Below are 21,126 nucleotides of genomic sequence, written 5' to 3'. Positions count from 1 at the left end.
GTCATTCCGGCTCTGTGCCACCACGTGAGGAACTCGCCCCCATGAACACCGCCAAGAAGGCCGCTCTCGTCCTCGCCACCACCGGACTCGCCCTCGGTGCCGCCGCCGGCTCGGCGTTCGCCACCGACGGCCCGCAGGCCGGCGGCAACGCCGTGACGTCCCCCGGCATCGGCTCGGGCAACCTCGTCCAGGCCCCCGTGCACGTCCCCGTGAACGCCACCGGCAACACCATCAACGTCGTCGGTGTGCTCAACTCCGCCTTCGGCAACGCCACCACGAACAACTGAGGTTGTCCGACGTGGGATGAACAGCTCACCCTGCCCTGAGCTGTGCGGCCCACCTCGGCGACGGCCCCGCCGGACCACACAATGGTCCGGCGGGGCTCGCCGCGTTCACCCCCGGCGCCGCTCCCGCTCCTCCACCGCGGAGTTGTACGCCGCCACCTGCGCCCTCCGGGCCGTACGCTCCACCGGCCGCAGCGCCTCGGCACGGGCCGCGATCTCCGACGAGCTCACCGCCCCGCCGTGCTCCCCGCCCGCCTGGTGCGCGATGTCGATGAGCGCACCGACCCGCTGTGCCAGCTCCAGCACCCGCACCGCACGTGGCGGGTATCCCGGGGCCAGTACCTGCCGGCCGGCCTCCGCCCGCGCCCGGTACGCCTCCAGCGCCGCCTGTGCCACCGGACCGGCCCCGGCCACATCGAGCTTCGAGAGCACCTCGGTCGCATCCCGCAGCGCCTCCGCCAGCTCCCGCTCCGCCTCGCCCAGCGACGGCACATCGGCCGGCGGCGCCTCGCGCACCGGCAGACAGCGCCAGACCACCTCCACATGCACATCGGGCCCGGTGCCCCCCTCCGGCCCGGCCTCGTATATCTCCGGAACCAGCCCGAGCCCGGCTCCGATGGCGAGCACCGCCTCCTCGGCCTCCAGCGCCCGCGCATTGAATTCCGGCGGCCCGCACAGCCCCAGCGGATGGCCGGGCGCCGGTAGCGCCACCCGCAGGCCGACCGCCCCCAGGGTGCGCAGCCGCCCCAGCGCGAGCGTCAGCCCGACCGGCGCCTCCTCTCCGGGCAGGTCCTCCACGCGGTGCACCGCATCGTCGTCCGCGATCCGATGCGCGGCTTCATCAGGCGAGACAAGTCCGGCCAATAGGGCATTTCCCCATGCCGCCAGCCGTCCCGAGCGAGGTTCATCGAGCATGGTCCCCAGCCTAGGGAACGGCACTGACAACGAGTGGCGTAGGTTTGCAGGGGGGCTGCGCCTACAGGTGCACACGACGACCGAGAAGCAATGGGAGACAACGCGCTCATGAGCGATGTGCTGGAGCTGGTGGACGTATCCGTGGTCCGCGAAGGACGGGCTCTGGTGGACCAGGTCTCCTGGTCGGTGAAGGAGGGTGAGCGCTGGGTGATCCTCGGCCCCAACGGCGCCGGCAAGACCACCCTGCTGAATGTCGCCTCCAGCTATCTCTTCCCGACCGCGGGCACCGCATCGATCCTCGGCGAGCAGCTCGGCAAGGTCGACGTCTTCGATCTGCGCCCGCGCATCGGCATCGCCGGCATCGCCCTCGCCGACAAGCTGCCGCGCAGCCAGACCGTCCTGCAGACCGTGCTCACCGCCGCGTACGGCATGACGGCCAGCTGGCAGGAGGACTACGAGGACGTCGACGAGCAGCGCGCCCGCGCCTTCCTCGACCGCCTCGGCATGAACGACTACCTCGACCGGAAGTTCGGCACCCTCTCCGAGGGCGAGCGCAAGCGCACCCTGATCGCCCGCGCGATGATGACCGACCCCGAGCTGCTCCTGCTGGACGAGCCGGCCGCCGGCCTCGACCTCGGCGGCCGCGAGGACCTGGTGCGCCGCCTCGGCCGCCTCGCCCGGGACCCGTACGCACCCTCGATGATCATGGTGACCCACCACGTCGAGGAGATCGCCCCGGGCTTCACCCACGTCCTGATGATCCGTCAGGGCAAGGTGCTGGCCGCCGGCCCGCTCGAGCTCGAACTGACCTCCAGCAACCTCTCCCACTGCTTCGGCCTCCCGCTGATCGTCGAGCGCAACGGCAACGACCGCTGGACCGCCCAGGGTTTGCCCCTTCGCTGACCGATCGCGCCCTGTCCCGGGCGGCCGCACGGATCTACCATGAAGCCGTGGATCCATGGGTGTGGTGGCTGATCGCCGCCGTAGGGCTGGGTATTCCTCTCGTCGTGACCGCGATGCCCGAATTCGGGATGCTCGCGGTCGGCGCCGTCGCCGGTGCCGTCACCGCAGCGTTCGGTGGCGGCACCGTCCTCCAATTCCTCGTGTTCGTCGCCGTGTCGGTCGCGCTGATCGCCGTCGTACGCCCCCTCGCCAACCGTCACCGCGGCCAGAGCCCCCAACTCGCGTCCGGAATCGACGCACTCAAGGGCAGGAGCGCCACGGTCCTGGAGCGGGTCGACGGCGGTCAGGGCGGCCGCATCAAACTCGCCGGTGAGATCTGGTCCGCCCGCGCCCTCGATGGCAACCAGGTCTACGAACCCGGCCAACAGGTCGACGTCGTCGAGATCGACGGCGCCACCGCTGTCGTCATCTGACCCGAACACGCTGCGCGACGAGCCACGACTCTGAAAGACTGATCAACGTCAAGCCGGTCGCCGGCCGGCACGGACCAGCAACGAAGGGCACGGGAGCCGCTGTGGAACCGATCATCATCGTCCTGATCATCCTGGTGGTGCTCGTGTTCATCGCACTCATCAAAACGATCCAGGTCATCCCACAGGCCAGCGCGGCCATCGTCGAACGCTTCGGCCGCTACACCCGCACGCTCAACGCCGGCCTGAACATCGTCGTCCCGTTCATCGACTCCATCCGCAACCGCATCGACCTCCGCGAGCAGGTCGTGCCGTTCCCGCCGCAGCCGGTGATCACGCAGGACAACCTGGTCGTCAACATCGACACCGTGATCTATTACCAGGTCACCGACGCCCGCGCCGCGACGTACGAGGTCGCCAGCTACATCCAGGCCATCGAGCAGCTCACCGTCACCACGCTCCGGAACATCATCGGCGGCATGGACCTCGAGCGGACCCTGACCTCCCGCGAGGAGATCAACGCGGCGCTGCGCGGCGTCCTGGACGAGGCCACCGGCAAGTGGGGCATCCGCGTCAACCGCGTCGAGCTGAAGGCCATCGAGCCGCCGACCTCCATCCAGGACTCGATGGAGAAGCAGATGCGCGCCGACCGCGACAAGCGCGCCGCCATCCTCCAGGCCGAAGGTGTCCGGCAGTCCCAGATCCTCACCGCCGAAGGTGAGAAGCAGTCCTCCATCCTGCGCGCCGAGGGTGAGGCCAAGGCCGCCGCACTGCGCGCCGAGGGTGAGGCCCAGGCGATCCGGGTGGTCTTCGAGTCCATCCACGCCGGGGACCCGGACCAGAAGCTGCTCTCCTACCAGTACCTCCAGATGCTCCCGAAGATCGCCGAAGGCGACGCCAACAAGCTCTGGATCGTGCCGAGCGAGATCGGCGACGCCCTCAAGGGCCTCGGCGGCGCCCTCGGCAACTTCAGCCCGTCGTCCGGCGGCGGCAGCATCCCCAAGCCCAGCTCGCCCAACCGCGAAGCGCCCCCGATCGACTGACCCCGGTGGCCCCTGGTGCATGATCGGCCAAGCAGACACCGCTCATTCATGGGGGAATCAGCGTGACCATCTGGGAAGCCGTCGCCGTCTTCGTCGCGGGGCTCGGCGCCGGCACGATCAACACCATCGTCGGGTCCGGCACCCTCATCACCTTCCCGGTGCTGCTCGCCTTCGGCCTGCCACCGGTCACGGCCAATGTCTCCAACACCCTTGGCCTGGTGCCCGGTTCGCTCAGCGGCGCCATCGGCTACCGCCGCGAACTCGCCGGCCAGCGCCGCCGTCTGCTGCGCTTCGGCACCACGGCCCTGATCGGCGGCCTGGGCGGCGCGATCCTGCTGCTCGCGCTGCCCTCCAAGGCCTTCGACACGATCGTCCCCGTACTGATCGCCCTCGCGCTGATCCTCGTCATCGCCCAGCCCAAGCTCGCCGCCGCGCTCCGCGCCCGCCGCGAACGCAACGGCACCACCGCCCACCGCGACGGCGGCCTCGCCCTGCTCGCCGGCCTGCTGCTCGCCAGCGCCTACGGCGGCTACTTCGGTGCCGCCCAGGGCGTGCTCTACCTCTCCCTGATGGGCCTGCTGCTCAGCGAGGACCTGCAGCGCATCAACGCCCTCAAGAACGTCCTCGCCGCGATCGTCAACGGCGTCGCGGCGATCTTCTTCCTCTTCGTCGCCACCTTCGACTGGACCGCCGTCGCCCTGATCGCCGTCGGCTCCACCCTCGGCGGCCAGGTCGGCGCCAAGGTGGGCCGCCGCCTTCCGCCCACCGCCCTGCGCGCCGTCATCGTCATCGTCGGCCTGCTGGCCATCGTCCAACTCCTGCTCAAATAAAGGGAGTTGAACGATGGCCCCAGCTGTTGAGCGCTACGCGGGCAGCGCCAGCCACTCCGGCAGCCCGTCCCGTACCGACACCCCCAGCGTCGACAGCAGCGCATCCGCCGGCGTCGGCTCGAACGGCCGCCGGAGCAGCTGCATCCCCGCCTGATCGGGCGTACGGTCCGCCTTGCGGTGATTGTCCTCCGCACACGAGGCGACGGTGTTCAGCCAGGTGTCCCCACCACCGTGCGACCGCGGCACGACGTGGTCCACGGTCGTCGCCCGACGCCCGCAGTACGCACACCGGTGCTGGTCACGCACCAGCACCCCCCGCCGCGACCATGGCGCCCGTCTTCGGAACGGCACCCGTACGTACCTGCTCAGCCTGATCACCTGCGGCACCGGTATGTCCACCGAGGCGGTACGGATCCGCAGCCCCGGGTGAGCGTGCTCGACGACGGCCTTGTCCTGCATGACCAGCACCACCGCGCGCCGCAGCGACACCGTCGACAGCGGCTCGAAGCTCGCATTCAGCACCAGCGTCTCGCGCATCCCGTCCACCTCCCGGACCCACATCGCCCCCGTGGCGAAGTTGCTCCACTGTGCAGCGGCAGGTATTCCCCGAACAACGCAATTTCCGTATGCCACAAGGGAAATGGAGAGCGAGAGGAAGATGAAGACAGGGTGATCCGACGGCGCCCGACGCGCCCGGAAAAGAGTGCGCTCCGGGTCCCACCCCCGTGAAACACGCGAGACCCGGAGCGAACGGCAGCCGGCGAGGACACCCGCCACGAGTGCGAGCCCCGGGTGGGGATACCTCCCATGCCCTTAAGACATGGGGGAGGCGGACGACACACCTGCGCCCCGCCGCTCCCGCCACTGCGGTACCTGCTGCCCGACGCCCTGATGAAGGGGCGGCGGCACAGACACCACTGTGCGTGGGGGAAGCGCCGGGGCGCAACGGAATTACGGCGCTCAGCCCGCCGCGGTCACCTCGTACTCGGCGATCAGCTGGGCTCGTCCGATGGCGTGGAACCGCAGATTGAATCCCACGACGGCAGGCGAGGCCCCCGCGTCCGGCCCGAGCTTCTCCTTGTCCACCGCGTACACCGTGAACACATAGCGGTGCGGACCGTCCCCGGGCGGCGGCGCCGCGCCCCCGAAGTCACGCGTCCCGTAGTCGTTACGGACATGAACGGCGCCCTTGGGCAGACCCTTCATGTCCCCGGACCCGGCGCCGGCCGCCAGCTCCGTCACCGACGCCGGAATGTCGAACAGCACCCAGTGCCAGAAACCACTGCCCGTCGGCGCGTCGGGGTCGTAGCAGGTGACGGCGTAGCTCTTCGTCCCCGCGGGAGCATCCTCCCACCGCAGGTGCGGCGAGCGGTTTCCCTCGGCGAAGACCTGCTCCGGCCGCAGCGTCCCGCCCGGCTCCACCTCGTCGCTCAGTACCGTGAACTCCGGCACCGGCGGGTGGAAATCGTGCGGGAGCGGCCGCCGCTTCAGCTCGGACACCTCGACACCTCCTGGTCGCTTGCTGACACTTTGTCCGGCCAGGCTAGAGCCAGTTCCGCTTGCCGCCGACCTCCGCCAGCCACTGGTTGAGGTATGCGGCCCAGTCGGTCGCCTCGAAGTCGTTCAGCCCCACCGTGAACGACCGGTAGGTGTCCGACCCCTCGGTGAACAGCCCCGGCTTCTTGTCCATCTCCAGTACGACGTCCATCTCCCGGTCGTCCGCCACGAACGACAGCTCGACCTGGTTCAGCCCGCGGTACTGCTGCGGCGCGTGGAATTCGATCTCCTGGTAGAACGGCAGCCGCTGCCGCGTCCCCCGGATGTGCCCCTGCTCCAGGTCGGCGGCCTTGAAGCGGAACCCCAGCCGCCCGAAGGCGTCGAGAATCGCCTGCTGCGCCGGCAGCGGGTGCACATTCACCGGGTCGAGGTCACCGGAGTCCACCGCACGCGCGATCGCCAGCTCCGTCGTCACCCCGACACTCATCCCGTGCAGATGCGTCCCCAGGAACGTGGTGATCGGCGTCTCCCACGGAATCTCCAGCCCGAACGGCACGGTGTGCGCCGCACCCGCCTGCACCTCGAACGCCCCGCCCAGCTGCACCTTGGTGAACTCGACGTTGCGCTTGTACTCCTCGTCCCCGCTCTCGACCTCGACGCGCGCCTGCAGCCCGACCGACAGCCCCTGGATCTCCTGGGCCACCGACCCGCCCTGGATCCGCACCTCACCCTGCACGACCCCGCCCGGGACGACGTTCTCCTCAAAGAGCACCGTCTCCACCGACGCGCCCCCGGCGCCCAGGCTCGCCAGCAGCTTCTTGAATCCCATGCTCGTCCTCCCCAGGCGAAACGCCTGTGCTCTTGATATAGCTCGCCGAGATCTCGGCTTGATTCCTACGAACGCGGAACCACGCAGGCCGGTTCCACCGCCCACACCTTCCCAACCCCGACGCCCCCATGGCCAGTCGCCGCCCATAACGGCTGCACTACCCTCGGGCCGCATGACCGACGTACCGGAACGTATGCCGCTCACGCGCGACTTCTTCGACCGCCCCGTTGTGGACGTGGCCCCCGACCTGCTGGGCCGCACCCTCCTGCGCCACACCCCCGACGGCCCGATCGAACTCCGGCTGACCGAGGTCGAGGCATACGACGGCGAGACCGACCCCGGCTCCCACGCCTACCGGGGCCGCACCGCACGCAACGCCACCATGTTCGGCCCGCCCGGCCATGCGTACGTCTACTTCATCTACGGCATGTGGTTCAGCCTCAACGCGGTCTGCGGCCCCGAGGACACGGCGAGCGGAGTCCTCCTGCGCGCCGGCGAGATCCTCACCGGCGCGCCCCTGGCAGCCGGCCGCCGCCCCAAGGCCCGCAGTGCCAACGAACTGGCCAAGGGCCCGGCCCGCCTGGCCACCGCCCTCGACATCGATCGCACCCTCGACGGAACCGACCTGTGCACCGGCGGCACCGCCCCCCTCTCCCTGCTGCACGGCCGCCCGCCCGCCCCCGAACTGGTCCGCAACGGCCCGCGCACCGGCGTCGGCGGAGACGGTGCCGACCACCCCTGGCGCTACTGGATCGCCGACGACCCGACCGTCAGCCCCTACCGCCGACACGTTCCCCGCCGCCGCGCCACCAGCGCTACTTGACTCGCGATCGCCAACCGCCTAACGTAGCCCGAGCCGCTGGAGACGGGCAGCGCTATTTTGCGCAGACCGCCAGGCGGCACAACCAACTACTCCGCACGATTCCCTGACGGGTCTTCTTTCGCGTTGCCGAAATTCGACCCCGCCGGCTCGATTATGAGTCGCCAAGGAAAACCGCTAAAGTAGTAACCACGCCGAAAGGGCAGCAAAAAAAGCTGCACGACGGCGAACCTCCGACAATAAATCGGACCGAATTCGAGCCGACTGCGACTTTCGAGAAGCAGGGAACGAAAAGAGTCTGATAGAGTCGGAATCGCGAAGAAGCCGAAAGGCCGAATCGCACCGGCGAAAATCGGAGCCGCAAGGATCTGATAGAGTCGGAAACGCAAGACCGAAGGGAAGCGCCCGGAGAGCCTGGTGAGACAGGCACAAAGGAAGCGTCCGTTCCTTGAGAACTCAACAGCGTGCCAAAAGTCAACGCCAGATATGTTGATACCCCGTCCAGCCGGAAGCATCCGGCGGATGAGGTTCCTTTGAAAGTCCTATCGACACCATGTGCCGGTAGGCAACACACAGCGAGGACGCTGTGAACGAGAGGGCTTATTCCGCCCACTCGTTCCGCTCAACGCGAGTGTCACCCGCAGTTTTTAATTAAACGCAGCCGGGAAAACATTCACGGAGAGTTTGATCCTGGCTCAGGACGAACGCTGGCGGCGTGCTTAACACATGCAAGTCGAACGATGAAGCCTTTCGGGGTGGATTAGTGGCGAACGGGTGAGTAACACGTGGGCAATCTGCCCTTCACTCTGGGACAAGCCCTGGAAACGGGGTCTAATACCGGATATGACACACGACCGCATGGTCTGTGTGTGGAAAGCTCCGGCGGTGAAGGATGAGCCCGCGGCCTATCAGCTTGTTGGTGGGGTGATGGCCTACCAAGGCGACGACGGGTAGCCGGCCTGAGAGGGCGACCGGCCACACTGGGACTGAGACACGGCCCAGACTCCTACGGGAGGCAGCAGTGGGGAATATTGCACAATGGGCGAAAGCCTGATGCAGCGACGCCGCGTGAGGGATGACGGCCTTCGGGTTGTAAACCTCTTTCAGCAGGGAAGAAGCGAGAGTGACGGTACCTGCAGAAGAAGCGCCGGCTAACTACGTGCCAGCAGCCGCGGTAATACGTAGGGCGCAAGCGTTGTCCGGAATTATTGGGCGTAAAGAGCTCGTAGGCGGCTTGTCACGTCGGATGTGAAAGCCCGGGGCTTAACCCCGGGTCTGCATTCGATACGGGCAGGCTAGAGTTCGGTAGGGGAGATCGGAATTCCTGGTGTAGCGGTGAAATGCGCAGATATCAGGAGGAACACCGGTGGCGAAGGCGGATCTCTGGGCCGATACTGACGCTGAGGAGCGAAAGCGTGGGGAGCGAACAGGATTAGATACCCTGGTAGTCCACGCCGTAAACGTTGGGAACTAGGTGTGGGCGACATTCCACGTCGTCCGTGCCGCAGCTAACGCATTAAGTTCCCCGCCTGGGGAGTACGGCCGCAAGGCTAAAACTCAAAGGAATTGACGGGGGCCCGCACAAGCAGCGGAGCATGTGGCTTAATTCGACGCAACGCGAAGAACCTTACCAAGGCTTGACATACACCGGAAAACCCTGGAGACAGGGTCCCCCTTGTGGTCGGTGTACAGGTGGTGCATGGCTGTCGTCAGCTCGTGTCGTGAGATGTTGGGTTAAGTCCCGCAACGAGCGCAACCCTTGTTCTGTGTTGCCAGCATGCCCTTCGGGGTGATGGGGACTCACAGGAGACTGCCGGGGTCAACTCGGAGGAAGGTGGGGACGACGTCAAGTCATCATGCCCCTTATGTCTTGGGCTGCACACGTGCTACAATGGCCGGTACAATGAGCTGCGATACCGCGAGGTGGAGCGAATCTCAAAAAGCCGGTCTCAGTTCGGATTGGGGTCTGCAACTCGACCCCATGAAGTCGGAGTTGCTAGTAATCGCAGATCAGCATTGCTGCGGTGAATACGTTCCCGGGCCTTGTACACACCGCCCGTCACGTCACGAAAGTCGGTAACACCCGAAGCCGGTGGCCCAACCCCTTGTGGGAGGGAATCGTCGAAGGTGGGACTGGCGATTGGGACGAAGTCGTAACAAGGTAGCCGTACCGGAAGGTGCGGCTGGATCACCTCCTTTCTAAGGAGCATCTAGGCAGCCGCAAGGTTGTCCAGAGCCATAACGCAGGCGAATGTTCTGCGGTGGTTAGCTCATGGGTGGAACGTTGACTATTCGGCGCACTTGGTTGGTTGTCACTAGTACTGCTTCGGCGTGGAACGTGGGGATTGATGGAGTGGGTCGGGCACGCTGTTGGGTATCTGAGGGTGCGGGCTTTCGAGTCTGAACCTTCGCGATGCCGGCCCCGGTGAAAATCTGCTTCGGTGGGTTGTGACGGGTGGCTGGTCGTTGCTTGAGAACTGCACAGTGGACGCGAGCATCTGTGGCCAAGTTTTTAAGGGCGCACGGTGGATGCCTTGGCACCAGGAACCGATGAAGGACGTGGGAGGCCACGATAGGCCCCGGGGAGCTGTCAACCAAGCTTTGATCCGGGGGTGTCCGAATGGGGAAACCCGGCAGTCGTCATGGGCTGTCACCCGCTGCTGAACACATAGGCAGTGTGGAGGGAACGCGGGGAAGTGAAACATCTCAGTACCCGCAGGAAGAGAAAACAACCGTGATTCCGGGAGTAGTGGCGAGCGAAACCGGATGAGGCTAAACCGTATTGGTGTGATACCCGGCAGGGGTTGCCAGTGCGGGGTCGTGGGAGTTCTCTTTCATCGTCTGCCGGCGATGAGACGAGTCAGAAACCGTTGATGTAGGCGAAGGACATGCGAAAGGTCCGGCGTAGAGGGTAAGACCCCCGTAGCTGAAACATTGACGGCTCGTTTGAGAATCACCCAAGTAGCACGGGGCCCGAGAAATCCCGTGTGAATCTGGCGGGACCACCCGTTAAGCCTAAATATTCCCTGGTGACCGATAGCGGATAGTACCGTGAGGGAATGGTGAAAAGTACCGCGGGAGCGGAGTGAAATAGTACCTGAAACCGTGTGCCTACAAGCCGTGGGAGCGTCGCGCATCGAGTTTACTCGGTGCGTCGTGACTGCGTGCCTTTTGAAGAATGAGCCTGCGAGTTTGCGGTATGTTGCGAGGTTAACCCGTGTGGGGAAGCCGTAGCGAAAGCGAGTCCGAATAGGGCGTTGAGTAGCGTGCCCAAGACCCGAAGCGGAGTGATCTAGCCATGGGCAGGTTGAAGCGGAGGTAAGACTTCGTGGAGGACCGAACCCACCAGGGTTGAAAACCTGGGGGATGACCTGTGGTTAGGGGTGAAAGGCCAATCAAACTCCGTGATAGCTGGTTCTCCCCGAAATGCATTTAGGTGCAGCGTCGTGTGTTTCTTGCCGGAGGTAGAGCACTGGATAGGCGATGGGCCCTACCGGGTTACTGACCTTAGCCAAACTCCGAATGCCGGTAAGTGAGAGCGCGGCAGTGAGACTGTGGGGGATAAGCTCCATGGTCGAGAGGGAAACAGCCCAGAGCATCGACTAAGGCCCCTAAGCGTGTGCTAAGTGGGAAAGGATGTGGAGTCGCAGAGACAACCAGGAGGTTGGCTTAGAAGCAGCCACCCTTGAAAGAGTGCGTAATAGCTCACTGGTCAAGTGATTCCGCGCCGACAATGTAGCGGGGCTCAAGCACACCGCCGAAGTCGTGTCATTGCAGCAATACTCCTAACGGAGGCTGTGATGGGTAGGGGAGCGTCGTGTGCCGGGTGAAGCAGCCGTGGAAACGAGTTGTGGACGGTTCACGAGTGAGAATGCAGGCATGAGTAGCGATACACACGTGGGAAACGTGTGCGCCGATTGACTAAGGGTTCCTGGGTCAAGCTGATCTGCCCAGGGTAAGTCGGGACCTAAGGCGAGGCCGACAGGCGTAGTCGATGGACAACCGGTTGATATTCCGGTACCCGCTTTGAAACGCCCAATATCGAATCAGACGATGCTAAGCCCGTGAAGCCGGCCTGGAGTCTTCGGACAAAGGGACGTGGTGGAGCCGGTGACCCGGATCTGTAGTAGGTAAGCGATGGGGTGACGCAGGAAGGTAGTCCAGCCCGGGCGGTGGTTGTCCCGGGGTAAGGGTGTAGCCCGAGAGATAGGCAAATCCGTCTCTCGTTAAGGGTGAGACCTGATGCCGAGCCGATTGTGGTGAAGTGGATGATCCTATGCTGTCGAGAAAAGCCTCTAGCGAGTTTCATGGCGGCCCGTACCCTAAACCGACTCAGGTGGTCAGGTAGAGAATACCGAGGCGTTCGGGTGAACTATGGTTAAGGAACTCGGCAAAATGCCCCCGTAACTTCGGGAGAAGGGGGGCCATTTCCGGTGATGAGACTTGCTCTCTGAGCTGGGGGTGGCCGCAGAGACCAGCGAGAAGCGACTGTTTACTAAAAACACAGGTCCGTGCGAAGCCGTAAGGCGATGTATACGGACTGACGCCTGCCCGGTGCTGGAACGTTAAGGGGACCGGTTAGTCAATCTTCGGGTTGGCGAAGCTGAGAACTTAAGCGCCAGTAAACGGCGGTGGTAACTATAACCATCCTAAGGTAGCGAAATTCCTTGTCGGGTAAGTTCCGACCTGCACGAATGGCGTAACGACTTCTCGACTGTCTCAACCATAGGCCCGGTGAAATTGCATTACGAGTAAAGATGCTCGTTTCGCGCAGCAGGACGGAAAGACCCCGGGACCTTTACTATAGCTTGATATTGGTGTTCGGTTCGGCTTGTGTAGGATAGGTGGGAGACTGTGAACTCTGGACGCCAGTTCAGGGGGAGTCATTGTTGAAATACCACTCTGGTCGTGCTGGATGTCTAACCTGGGTCCGTGATCCGGATCAGGGACAGTGTCTGGTGGGTAGTTTAACTGGGGCGGTTGCCTCCTAAAGAGTAACGGAGGCGCCCAAAGGTTCCCTCAGCCTGGTTGGCAATCAGGTGTTGAGTGTAAGTGCACAAGGGAGCTTGACTGTGAGACTGACGGGTCGAGCAGGTACGAAAGTAGGGACTAGTGATCCGGCGGTGGCTTGTGGAAGCGCCGTCGCTCAACGGATAAAAGGTACCCCGGGGATAACAGGCTGATCTTCCCCAAGAGTCCATATCGACGGGATGGTTTGGCACCTCGATGTCGGCTCGTCGCATCCTGGGGCTGGAGTCGGTCCCAAGGGTTGGGCTGTTCGCCCATTAAAGCGGTACGCGAGCTGGGTTTAGAACGTCGTGAGACAGTTCGGTCCCTATCCGCTGTGCGCGTAGGAGTCTTGAGAAGGGCTGTCCCTAGTACGAGAGGACCGGGACGGACGAACCTCTGGTGTGCCAGTTGTCCTGCCAAGGGCATGGCTGGTTGGCTACGTTCGGAAAGGATAACCGCTGAAAGCATCTAAGCGGGAAGCCTGCTTCGAGATGAGGGCTCCCACCCCCTTGAGGGGTTAAGGCTCCCAGTAGACGACTGGGTTGATAGGCCAGATATGGAAGCGCCGTAAGGTGTGGAGTTGACTGGTACTAATAGGCCGAGGGCTTGTCCTCAGTTGCTCGCGTCCACTGTGTGGTTCCCGGGTTGCGAACAGTCGCAATCGCTGGTTGAACCAAGTTTCACTCTTAACTAAAAAGTGTGCTTGTTCGCTAGAACCCGATAGGGTTTCGGTGGTCATAGCGTTAGGGAAACGCCCGGTTACATTCCGAACCCGGAAGCTAAGCCTTTCCGCGCCGATGGTACTGCAGGGGGGACCCTGTGGGAGAGTAGGACGCCGCCGAACAATCTTTCAGGACCCTTGGTCCCAGCGTTCATGCTGGGACCAAGGGTCCTTTTTGTTTTGCCGAAGCGCGCCGAAGTGGTCGGTGCGTGAGAATGAATGTAGTACCGAAGACAGGAGTCACGTCGATGTCCACCAACTCTTCCGACGATCGTTCGGAGCGCCGGCCGCAGCGGCGCGACGACGGTGACCGCGGTGGTTTCCGGCGTGACGACCGGGGGTCGCGAGGCGACGCCCGTGGCGACAGCCGTGGCGGCGACCGCGGTGGGTTCCGTCGCGATGACCGTCCCTCCGGCGGTGACCGTGGCGGGTTCCGTCGTGACGACCGTCCCTCCGGCGGTGACCGTGGTGGATTCCGCGGCGGCGACCGGCGGGATGACCGGCCGCGTGGACCGCGTCGCGATGATGAGCGGGGTGGCGGATTCCGGCGCGATGAGCGCGGTGGGGACCGCCCGGCGTTCCGGCGTGACGACCGTTCGACCGGTGGCGACCGTGACCGTGGTGGGTTCCGTCGCGACGATCGCCCCTCTGGTGGCGACCGTGACCGTGGTGGGTTCCGTCGTGACGACCGTCCCTCTGGTGGCGACCGCGGTGGGTTCCGTCGTGAGGATCGCCCCTCTGGTGGCGACCGTGACCGTGGTGGGTTCCGTCGTGACGACCGTCCCTCTGGTGGCGACCGCGGTGGGTTCCGTCGTGACGACCGTCCCTCCGGTGGCGACCGTGGCGGGTTCCGTCGCGATGACCGTCCCTCTGGTGGCGACCGCGGTGGGTTCCGTAGGGATGACCGCCGTGATGATCGGGGCGGCGACCGCGGTGGGTTCCGCCGTGACGACCGGCGTGACGACCGCGGTGGTGACCGTGGTGGGTTCCGTCGTGACGACCGTCCCTCTGGTGGCGACCGCGGTGGGTTCCGTCGTGACGAGCGTCCCTCTGGTGGTGACCGTGGCGGGTTCCGTCGCGATGACCGTCCCTCTGGTGGTGACCGTGGTGGGTTCCGCCGTGACGACCGCGGTGGTGACCGTGGTGGGTTCCGTCGTGACGAGCGTCCCTCTGGTGGTGACCGTGGCGGGTTCCGTCGTGACGACCGCCGTGACGATCGCCGTGATGATCGGGGCGGCGACCGCGGTGGGTTCCGCCGTGACGACCGGCGTGACGACCGCCGTGACGACCGCCGTGACGACCGTCGTGATGACCGCGGCGGTGACCGTGGTGGGTTCCGTCGCGATGACCGTCGGGACGACCGGGGCGGCGACCGCGGTGGGTTCCGGCGTGATGACCGCCGTGACGATCGGCGGGATGACCGTGGTGGTGAGCGCGGTGGGTTCCGGCGGGACGATCGTGGGCCGCGGCGGGATGACCGGGGTGGGTTCCGGCGGGATGACGAGCGTGGTGGGCGTCGGCCGTACGGCGGTGGCCGGGGGCGCGATGACCGTCGGGATGACCGGCGGGACCGGGAGCGGGAGCCGATCAAGCGGCTGCCGATCCCGGAGGACGTCACCGGTGACGAGATCGACAAGGATGTGCGGCAGGAGCTGCTGAGCCTGCCGAAGACGCTTGCCGAGGATGTCGCCAAGAACCTGGTGATGGTGGCGAAGCTGCTGGACGAGGACCCGGAGCAGGCGTACGGGTACTCGCGGGTGGCGCTGCGACTGGCGTCCAGGGTGGCGGCGGTGCGTGAGGCCGCGGGCTTCGCGGCGTACGCGGTCGGCAAGTACAGCGAGGCGCTGGCGGAGTTCCGGGCGGCGCGGCGGATGACCGGCAGCGTGGAGCTGTGGCCCGTCATGGCGGACTGCGAGCGCGGTCTCGGCCGGCCGGAGAAGGCGATGGCGATGGCCGGCGAGCCCGAGGTGCAGAAGCTGGACCGGGCCGGGCAGGTCGAGATGCGGCTGGTCGCCGCCGGTGCCCGTCGGGACATGGGACAGGCGGAGGCGGCGGTGGTCACGCTGCAGAGCCCGGAGCTCGCGTCGAGCGCCGTGCACCCGTGGACGGCGCGGCTGCGGTACGCGTACGCGGATGCGCTGCTGGCGGTCGGGCGTGAGGACGAGGCGCGTGACTGGTTCGCCAGGGCGCTGGAGGCCGACCAGGGCGGCACCACGGATGCCTCGGACCGGCTGGCGGAGCTGGACGGTGTCGAGTTCACCGATGTGCTGGAGGAGTCCGACGAGGTGGCGGAGGGCGACGAGCCCGATGAGGCCGGTGCGGAATCCGAGGAGCGGTCCGAGAAGGGCTGAGATGGTCTGAGCCGGGCCGAGGCCGGGTGAGCGGAAGGCGAAGGGCGGGATCCCGAGTGGGGTCCCGCCCTTCGGCGTTGGTGGGGATGTATGTCAGGGCGTCGGCGCGTAGGGGGCGAGGGGGTTGCGGAGGGTGCCGATGAGCTGGAGGGCGCCCGCGGGGTCCTCGAGGTCGACCATCTGCTGGTTGTTGCGCAGCTGGAGGCGGTTGAGGCAGGAGAGCGCGAACTCGTCGGTGAACATGTCGTACTGCGCGAACTTGTCGGCGAGGTGGGGGACGGATGCCTGGTAGTCGGTGACGCATGCGGCGACCGTGCGCCAGAAGGTGTCCTCGTCGAGGATGCCGCGGTCGGCGAGGGTGCCACCCAGGAAGCGGAAGAAGCAGTCGAAGACGTCGGTGAAGACGGAGAGGAGCTTCTTGTCCTCGGGGACGTCGGCGCGGATGCGCTCGACCGCCGGCGGCAGCACCGCGTCGGGGTCCATGACGGCGATCTCTTCCGCGATGTCCTTGAAGATCACCCGGGCCACGGCGCCGTCCTCGATGACCAGGATGGCGTTCTCGCCGTGCGGCATGAAGACCAGGTCGTAGGCGTAGAAGGCGTGGAGGACGGGCGTCAGGTACGCGTCGAGGTAGCGGCGGAGCCAGACGGCGGGTTCCAGGCCGGACTCCTCGATGAGGGCGACGGCGAAGGAGCCGCCGTCATCGTCGACGTGGAGGAGGGACGCCATGGTGGCCAGGCGCTGGCCCGGGTCGAGGGTGGGGACGGGGCTTTCGCGCCACAGGGCGGCGAGCATTTTCAGATACGGGGAGCCCTTGGCGGTGGCGGCCTCGTACTGGCGGTGGTGGTAGCCGATGGCGGCGCGCTCGCGGATGATCGAGAAGCGGGCGGCCCGGAAGGTGTCATCGGCGGCGATGAGGCGGGCCAGCCAGTCGTTGATGGCCGGGGTGGCCTCCATGTAGGACGCGGACAGGCCGCGCATAAAGCCCATGTTGAGGACGGAGAGCGCCGTTTTGACGTAGTGCTTGGTGGGGCTGGTGGTGTTGAAGAAGGTACGGATGGACTGCTGGGCGAGGTAGTCGTCGTCGCCGGGGCCCAGGCACACCAGGCGCTGCTCGGCGACCTCGGCGGCGAAGGTGACGGAGAGCTTGTTCCACCACTGCCAGGGGTGGGTGGGGAAGAAGTAGTAGTCGGCGGGGTCGAGGCCGAGGGTGGTGAGGGTGGCGGTGAAGCGGGTGCGGGTCTCTTCGCCGAGTTCGTCGCGGATGAGGGTGTCGTAGTCGAGGTCGGCGCCGGCGGTGAAGGTGGCGTGGTCGCGGTGGGCGGCGAGCCAGATCAGCTGGAGGGGGCTCGCGGTCTCCGGGGCGTAGGCGTGGTACTCGTGGATGCCGAAGCCGAGGCGGCCGTTGTTCGCGACGAAGCAGGGGTGGCCCTCGGTCATGCCGGTCTCGACGGCCTGGAAGCCGGACTTCGCGAGCTCGGCGGCGCCGGGCCGGTCGGCGGCGAGCTTGTAGGCGGTGCCGGAGAGCGTAGAGCTGATCTCCTCCAGGTAGACCGGGAGGATCTCCGCGCCGAGGCCCAGGGTCTCGCGGAGTTCGATGAAGAACTCCAGGGCGTCCAGGGGGAGTTCGGTGTGGTCGCGGTGGCGGGTGATGCTGTCGGCGTCGACCTGCCAGTGGTCCAGGGCCTGTCTGTGGGCGGCGAAGCGGTATTCGGTGCTGCCGTCGTCGCTGCGTATGGCGTAGTGGCCGTCCTGGGGCAGGCGCTTGGGGGTGAGCAGCCGTTCATGGGCGAACTCGGCGAGGCTCTTGCGGATCAGGAGGCGGTTGGCGCGGGCCCACAGGCCGGGGGTGAGGTGGGCGACGGCGTCCTGGGCGGTCGGCCGGGTGCCGGCGGTCATCGGTGGTCTCCTCGGGTGGCCAGGAACTGGTCGCGGGTGCAGGTGCTGAGGTAGGCGTCTTTGGAGGGCAGCGAGACGGTGCGGACGATCTCGAAGCCGACGGCCTTGTTGAGGGCGTGGACGGCGGTGTTGCGGGCGTCGGGTTCGACGACGACGCGGTGGGTGGCCGGGTCGGCGAAGAGCATCTCCATGACGGTGGTGATCACTGCGAGGGTGAAGCCGTGCAGGGGGGTGGCGGTGGGGGCCGTGAGGAAGTGCATGCCGATGTCGCCGGGTTCGGCGGCGTGGATGCCGACCAGTTCGCGGTGGGCCGGGTCGTAGCGCTCCATGAGGAAGGCCGGGGTGCCGTTGTGCAGGCCGAGGAAGGCGTCGTGGAAGGGGTCGGCGGCTATCCGCGCGAATTCCTTCTCGACGGCGGCGAGGTCGCAGTCCTGCATCAGCCAGAAGGCGGCTTTGGGGTGGGTGACCCAGCGGTGCAGCAGCTCGGCGTCGGCGGACGGGTCGACCGGGCGTAGGGCGAACTCCCCGAGTGCGGCGTCGGTGCGGGTGAAGAGCGGGGTCATGCGGGGATCTCCATGGGGTGGTGCGGGCCGGCCGGGGCGGCGAATTCCTGGAAGGCGATGGCCTTTTCGACCGGGTAGTACTCGCGGCCGAGCAGCTCGCGGATGATGCACGCGTTGCGGTATGCGGCCATGCCGAGGTCGGGGGTGACGAAGCCATGGGTGTGCAGCTCGGCGTTCTGCACAAAGATGCCGTGGCCGGCGGTGTCGATGCTGTAGTTGCGTGCCACGTCGTAGCGGCCGGCGTCGTCCCAGGCGATGCGGTCGTGGACCGGGGCGAGGAAGTCCGGTACGCGGTAGCGGTAGCCGGTGGCGAGGATCAGGCCCTGGGTGTCGAGGGAGAAGTCCGTGCCCTGTTCCTCCTGGCGCAGGCCGAGGGTGTAGGTGCCGGAGGTCTCGTCGTAACTCGCCCCGTTCAGCGCGGTGTTGGTCAGGAGCCGGGTGGGGACGGGGCCGGCGAGGTTCTTCTGGTAGAGCAGATCGAAGATGTCGTTGATCAGCTCGGAGTCGATGCCCTTGTAGAGGTTTTTGTGCGAGGCGTTGAGCCGGTCGCGGGTGGCCTGGGGGAGTGCGTGGAAGTAGTCCACGTACTCCGGTGAGGTCATCTCCAGCGTGAGCTTGGTGTATTCGAGGGGGAAGAAGCGGGCGGAGCGGGTGGCCCAGGTCAGGTGGTAGCCGTGGCTGTCGATGTCCTGGAGGAGGTCGTAGTAGATCTCGGCCGCGCTCTGGCCGCTGCCGATCAGGGTGATGCTGTCCTTGGCCTGGAGGGCGGCCTTGGCGTCGAGGTAGTCGGCGTTGTGCAGCAGATCGCCGCCCAGGCCCTGGCAGGCGTCGGGGATGTGCGGCGGGGTGCCGGTGCCCAGGACGAGTTTGCGGGCGCGGTGGGCCGTGCGTTCGCCGGTGGGGATGTGCTCGGCGTGGACGACGTACAGCTCTTCGCGCTCGTCGTACTCGACGGTGGTGACCTGGTGGGCGAAGCGCACGGAGTCGAGTTTGCCGGCCGCCCAGCGGCAGTAGTCGTTGAACTCGGCGCGCAGCGGATAGAAGCTCTCGCGGATGTAGAACGGGTAGAGCCGCCCCGATTCCTTGAGGTAGTTGAGGAACGAGAAGGGGGAGGTGGGGTCGGCGAGGGTGACCAGGTCGGCCATGAACGGCACTTGGAGGTGGCTGCTGTCCAGCATCATGCCGGGGTGCCAGTCGAAGGACGCCTTGTTGTCCAGGAACAGGCCGTCGAGTCCGTCGATCGGTTCGGTCAGGCAGGCCAGGCCCAGGTTGAAGGGGCCGAGGCCGATGGCGATGAAGTCGTAAGGGGCGGACACACGGTCTCCGATGGGGGATCTGCGGTGAGGAGGGTCAGCGCGCGCTGAGCGCCGGCTGCGGTTGCTCGGCGAGGAAGGCGCCGGCGTGCTCGGCGATCAGGTCGAGGACGGTGGCGATGTCCTCGAGCGTGGTCTCCGGGTTGAGCAGGGTGAACTTGAGGTAGTGGCGGCCGTCGACGACGGTGCCCGCGACGATCGCGTCGCCGGAGGCGAACAGGGCGTCCCGGGCGTGCAGATTGACCCGGTCGCTGAGCTCGGGGTCCCGGTCGGCGCCGGGGACGTAGCGGAAGACCAGGGTGCTCAGCTGCGGCTCGACGACGACATCGAAGCGGGGGTCGTCATGGAGGAGTTTCCAGGCGTCCGCGGCGCGGTCGATGACCTCGTCGAAGAGTTCGCCGACGGCCGGTGCGCCCATGATGCGCAGGGTGAGCCAGAGCTTGAGCGCGTCGAAGCGCCGGGTGGTCTGGATCGACTTGTCGACCTGGTTGGGGATGCGCTTTTCGGCCATCCGACGCGGGTTGAGGTAGTCCGCGTGGTAGGTGACATGTCGAAGGGTTGAGCGGTCGCGGACCAGGATGGCGCTCGAACTGACCGGCTGGAAGAAGGACTTGTGGTAGTCGACGGTCACCGAGTCGGCGCGTTCGATGCCGGAGAGCAGTTCGCGGCGGCGGGAGACCAGCAGTCCGCAGCCGTAGGCGGCGTCGACATGCATCCAGGCGCCGTACCCGGCGCACAGGCCGGCGATCTCGGGGAGCGGGTCGATGGAGCCGAAGTCGGTGGTGCCGGCGGTGGCGACGACGGCCATGGGTATAAGGCCGTCACGTTGGCAGCGCGCCAGTTCGGCGGCCAGCTCGTCGGTGCGCATCCGCTTGTTCCCGTCGCTGGGGACGGCGATGACGGCCTCCGCGCCCATGCCGAGCAGGGTGGCGGACTTGCGGATGCTGAAGTGGCTGCACTCGGAGGTGAGGATCCGCAGCCGGGGCAGTACGTCGGTGAGGCGGGCGCCGGCAGGGGCGCCGTCGCGGGTCAGCTCCCGGCGGCAGGCCTCGTCGCGGGCGAGCAGCATGGCCTGGAGGTTGGACTGGCTGCCGCCGCTGGTGAAGATGCCGTCGGCCAGCCCACCGAGGCCGATCCGCCGGGCGGTCCAGTCGATCAGCCGGCGCTCGATGAGCGTGCCGCCGGCGCTCTGGTCCCAGGTGTCCAGGGAGGAGTTGACGGCGGAGAGCACGGCCTCGCCGACGAGGGCGGGGATCACCACGGGGCAGTTGAGGTGCGCGAGGTAGCGCGGGTGGTGGAAGTAGACGGCGTCGCGGAGGTAGACCTCTTCGAGTTCGTCGAGCGCGGCGGCCGCGTCGTGCAGCGGTGCGTCGAGGTCGACGCCGTCGACCGTGGGGGTGAGGCCGTCGACGGTGATGCCGGTGAACGGGCGGACGGTGCCGGCGATTTTGGCGCTGATCCGTGTGACGCCCTCGGTGACCGCGCTGTGATAGCGGTGGGCCGTACCGTTGTTGAGCAGGTATGTCCGGCTGTCGGCCGGGTCCTCGGCGGAGTGCGCGAGGAGACTCATGAAGCTGTCCTCCCTGGTGCGGACTTGACCACGTCCCGCGCAGGGTGGGATGTGCGCAGGGGCAGGGAAGACCCGCCCGGCGACGTAGTGAGGTAAGCCTAACCTAAC

At 66.4% G+C, this 21,126-nt stretch carries 16 protein-coding genes and 3 rRNA genes; 11 read left to right on the top strand and 8 right to left on the bottom strand.

Annotated features, from left to right (window positions below; genetic code table 11):
- Window positions 1–41: 41 nt before the first annotated feature.
- Window positions 42–287, top strand: coding sequence for a chaplin (locus tag KI385_RS11545; RefSeq protein WP_238572099.1), 246 nt, complete (start codon window positions 42–44; stop codon window positions 285–287).
- A gap of 105 nt (window positions 288–392) precedes the next feature.
- On the opposite strand, the gene KI385_RS11540 is transcribed toward KI385_RS11545, so the two are convergent.
- Window positions 393–1,199 (bottom strand): hypothetical protein, encoded by an 807-nt coding sequence (locus KI385_RS11540; protein WP_238572098.1) that lies wholly within the window; start codon window positions 1,197–1,199, stop codon window positions 393–395.
- A gap of 90 nt (window positions 1,200–1,289) precedes the next feature.
- Here KI385_RS11540 and KI385_RS11535 point away from each other — a divergent pair, with 90 nt between their 5' ends.
- The 4 genes from KI385_RS11535 to KI385_RS11520 all read left to right on the top strand — a co-directional run bounded on the left by KI385_RS11535 (window position 1,290) and on the right by KI385_RS11520 (window position 4,445).
- Complete coding sequence (locus KI385_RS11535) at window positions 1,290–2,102, top strand: ABC transporter ATP-binding protein (protein ID WP_238572097.1); 813 nt, start codon at window positions 1,290–1,292, stop codon at window positions 2,100–2,102.
- A 59-nt stretch (window positions 2,103–2,161) separates the two neighbouring features.
- Window positions 2,162–2,575, top strand: a complete 414-nt coding sequence (locus tag KI385_RS11530; protein WP_238577660.1) for an NfeD family protein — start codon at window positions 2,162–2,164, stop codon at window positions 2,573–2,575.
- Between the two features lie 101 nt (window positions 2,576–2,676).
- On the top strand, window positions 2,677–3,615 hold the full coding sequence (locus tag KI385_RS11525) for an SPFH domain-containing protein (RefSeq protein WP_238572096.1): 939 nt from the start codon (window positions 2,677–2,679) through the stop codon (window positions 3,613–3,615).
- A 62-nt stretch (window positions 3,616–3,677) separates the two neighbouring features.
- The gene (locus KI385_RS11520; protein WP_238572095.1) at window positions 3,678–4,445 is read left to right on the top strand and encodes a sulfite exporter TauE/SafE family protein; all 768 of its coding nucleotides are present in this window, start codon (window positions 3,678–3,680) and stop codon (window positions 4,443–4,445) included.
- A gap of 33 nt (window positions 4,446–4,478) precedes the next feature.
- Here KI385_RS11520 and KI385_RS11515 read toward each other — a convergent pair whose 3' ends face one another.
- The 3 genes from KI385_RS11515 to KI385_RS11505 all read right to left on the bottom strand — a co-directional run bounded on the left by KI385_RS11515 (window position 4,479) and on the right by KI385_RS11505 (window position 6,771).
- Window positions 4,479–4,982, bottom strand: coding sequence for an HNH endonuclease (locus tag KI385_RS11515; protein ID WP_238572094.1), 504 nt, complete (start codon window positions 4,980–4,982; stop codon window positions 4,479–4,481).
- A 423-nt stretch (window positions 4,983–5,405) separates the two neighbouring features.
- Window positions 5,406–5,945, bottom strand: coding sequence for a YbhB/YbcL family Raf kinase inhibitor-like protein (locus tag KI385_RS11510; RefSeq protein ID WP_238572093.1), 540 nt, complete (start codon window positions 5,943–5,945; stop codon window positions 5,406–5,408).
- A 43-nt stretch (window positions 5,946–5,988) separates the two neighbouring features.
- A complete protein-coding gene (locus tag KI385_RS11505) occupies window positions 5,989–6,771 on the bottom strand; it encodes a sporulation protein (protein WP_128505959.1) in 783 nt (260 codons plus the stop codon).
- A gap of 172 nt (window positions 6,772–6,943) precedes the next feature.
- On the opposite strand from KI385_RS11505, the gene KI385_RS11500 reads away from it, so the two are divergent.
- The 6 genes from KI385_RS11500 to KI385_RS11475 all read left to right on the top strand — a co-directional run bounded on the left by KI385_RS11500 (window position 6,944) and on the right by KI385_RS11475 (window position 15,673).
- Complete coding sequence (locus tag KI385_RS11500; protein WP_238572092.1) at window positions 6,944–7,594, top strand: DNA-3-methyladenine glycosylase; 651 nt, start codon at window positions 6,944–6,946, stop codon at window positions 7,592–7,594.
- A 669-nt stretch (window positions 7,595–8,263) separates the two neighbouring features.
- A 16S ribosomal RNA gene (locus tag KI385_RS11495) occupies window positions 8,264–9,790 on the top strand.
- A 303-nt stretch (window positions 9,791–10,093) separates the two neighbouring features.
- Window positions 10,094–13,215: ribosomal RNA gene (locus KI385_RS11490) — 23S ribosomal RNA — on the top strand.
- Window positions 13,216–13,328: 113 nt separating this feature from the next.
- Window positions 13,329–13,445 (top strand): 5S ribosomal RNA (gene rrf, locus KI385_RS11485).
- Together the 16S, 23S and 5S rRNA genes form the textbook arrangement of a ribosomal RNA operon.
- 234 nt (window positions 13,446–13,679) lie before the next feature.
- A complete protein-coding gene (locus KI385_RS11480; RefSeq protein WP_238578092.1) occupies window positions 13,680–14,981 on the top strand; it encodes a hypothetical protein in 1,302 nt (433 codons plus the stop codon).
- Window positions 14,918–15,673, top strand: a complete 756-nt coding sequence (locus KI385_RS11475) for a tetratricopeptide repeat protein (RefSeq protein ID WP_238577659.1) — start codon at window positions 14,918–14,920, stop codon at window positions 15,671–15,673. Before KI385_RS11480 ends, KI385_RS11475 begins: the two co-directional genes overlap by 64 nt.
- Window positions 15,674–15,766: 93 nt before the next feature.
- Here KI385_RS11475 and KI385_RS11470 read toward each other — a convergent pair whose 3' ends face one another.
- From KI385_RS11470 to KI385_RS11455, 4 genes are read right to left on the bottom strand one after another with little or no spacing between them, the layout of a single operon-like run.
- Window positions 15,767–17,572: an IucA/IucC family protein gene (locus tag KI385_RS11470; RefSeq protein WP_238572091.1), complete on the bottom strand. Its 1,806-nt coding sequence runs from the start codon at window positions 17,570–17,572 to the stop codon at window positions 15,767–15,769.
- Window positions 17,569–18,135 (bottom strand): GNAT family N-acetyltransferase, encoded by a 567-nt coding sequence (locus KI385_RS11465; RefSeq protein ID WP_238572090.1) that lies wholly within the window; start codon window positions 18,133–18,135, stop codon window positions 17,569–17,571. The genes KI385_RS11470 and KI385_RS11465 overlap by 4 nt, the downstream gene beginning before the upstream one ends.
- Window positions 18,132–19,451 (bottom strand): lysine N(6)-hydroxylase/L-ornithine N(5)-oxygenase family protein, encoded by a 1,320-nt coding sequence (locus KI385_RS11460; RefSeq protein WP_238572089.1) that lies wholly within the window; start codon window positions 19,449–19,451, stop codon window positions 18,132–18,134. Before KI385_RS11460 ends, KI385_RS11465 begins: the two co-directional genes overlap by 4 nt.
- 34 nt (window positions 19,452–19,485) lie before the next feature.
- Complete coding sequence (locus KI385_RS11455) at window positions 19,486–21,018, bottom strand: pyridoxal phosphate-dependent decarboxylase family protein (RefSeq protein ID WP_238572088.1); 1,533 nt, start codon at window positions 21,016–21,018, stop codon at window positions 19,486–19,488.
- Window positions 21,019–21,126: the final 108 nt, after the last annotated feature.

It is taken from the genome of Streptomyces inhibens, from assembly GCF_022221585.1.
GTDB lineage: Bacteria > Actinomycetota > Actinomycetes > Streptomycetales > Streptomycetaceae > Streptomyces > Streptomyces inhibens.
Note: the sequence above shows the minus strand (reverse complement) of the source record. Positions and strands in the feature narration are given on the sequence as shown.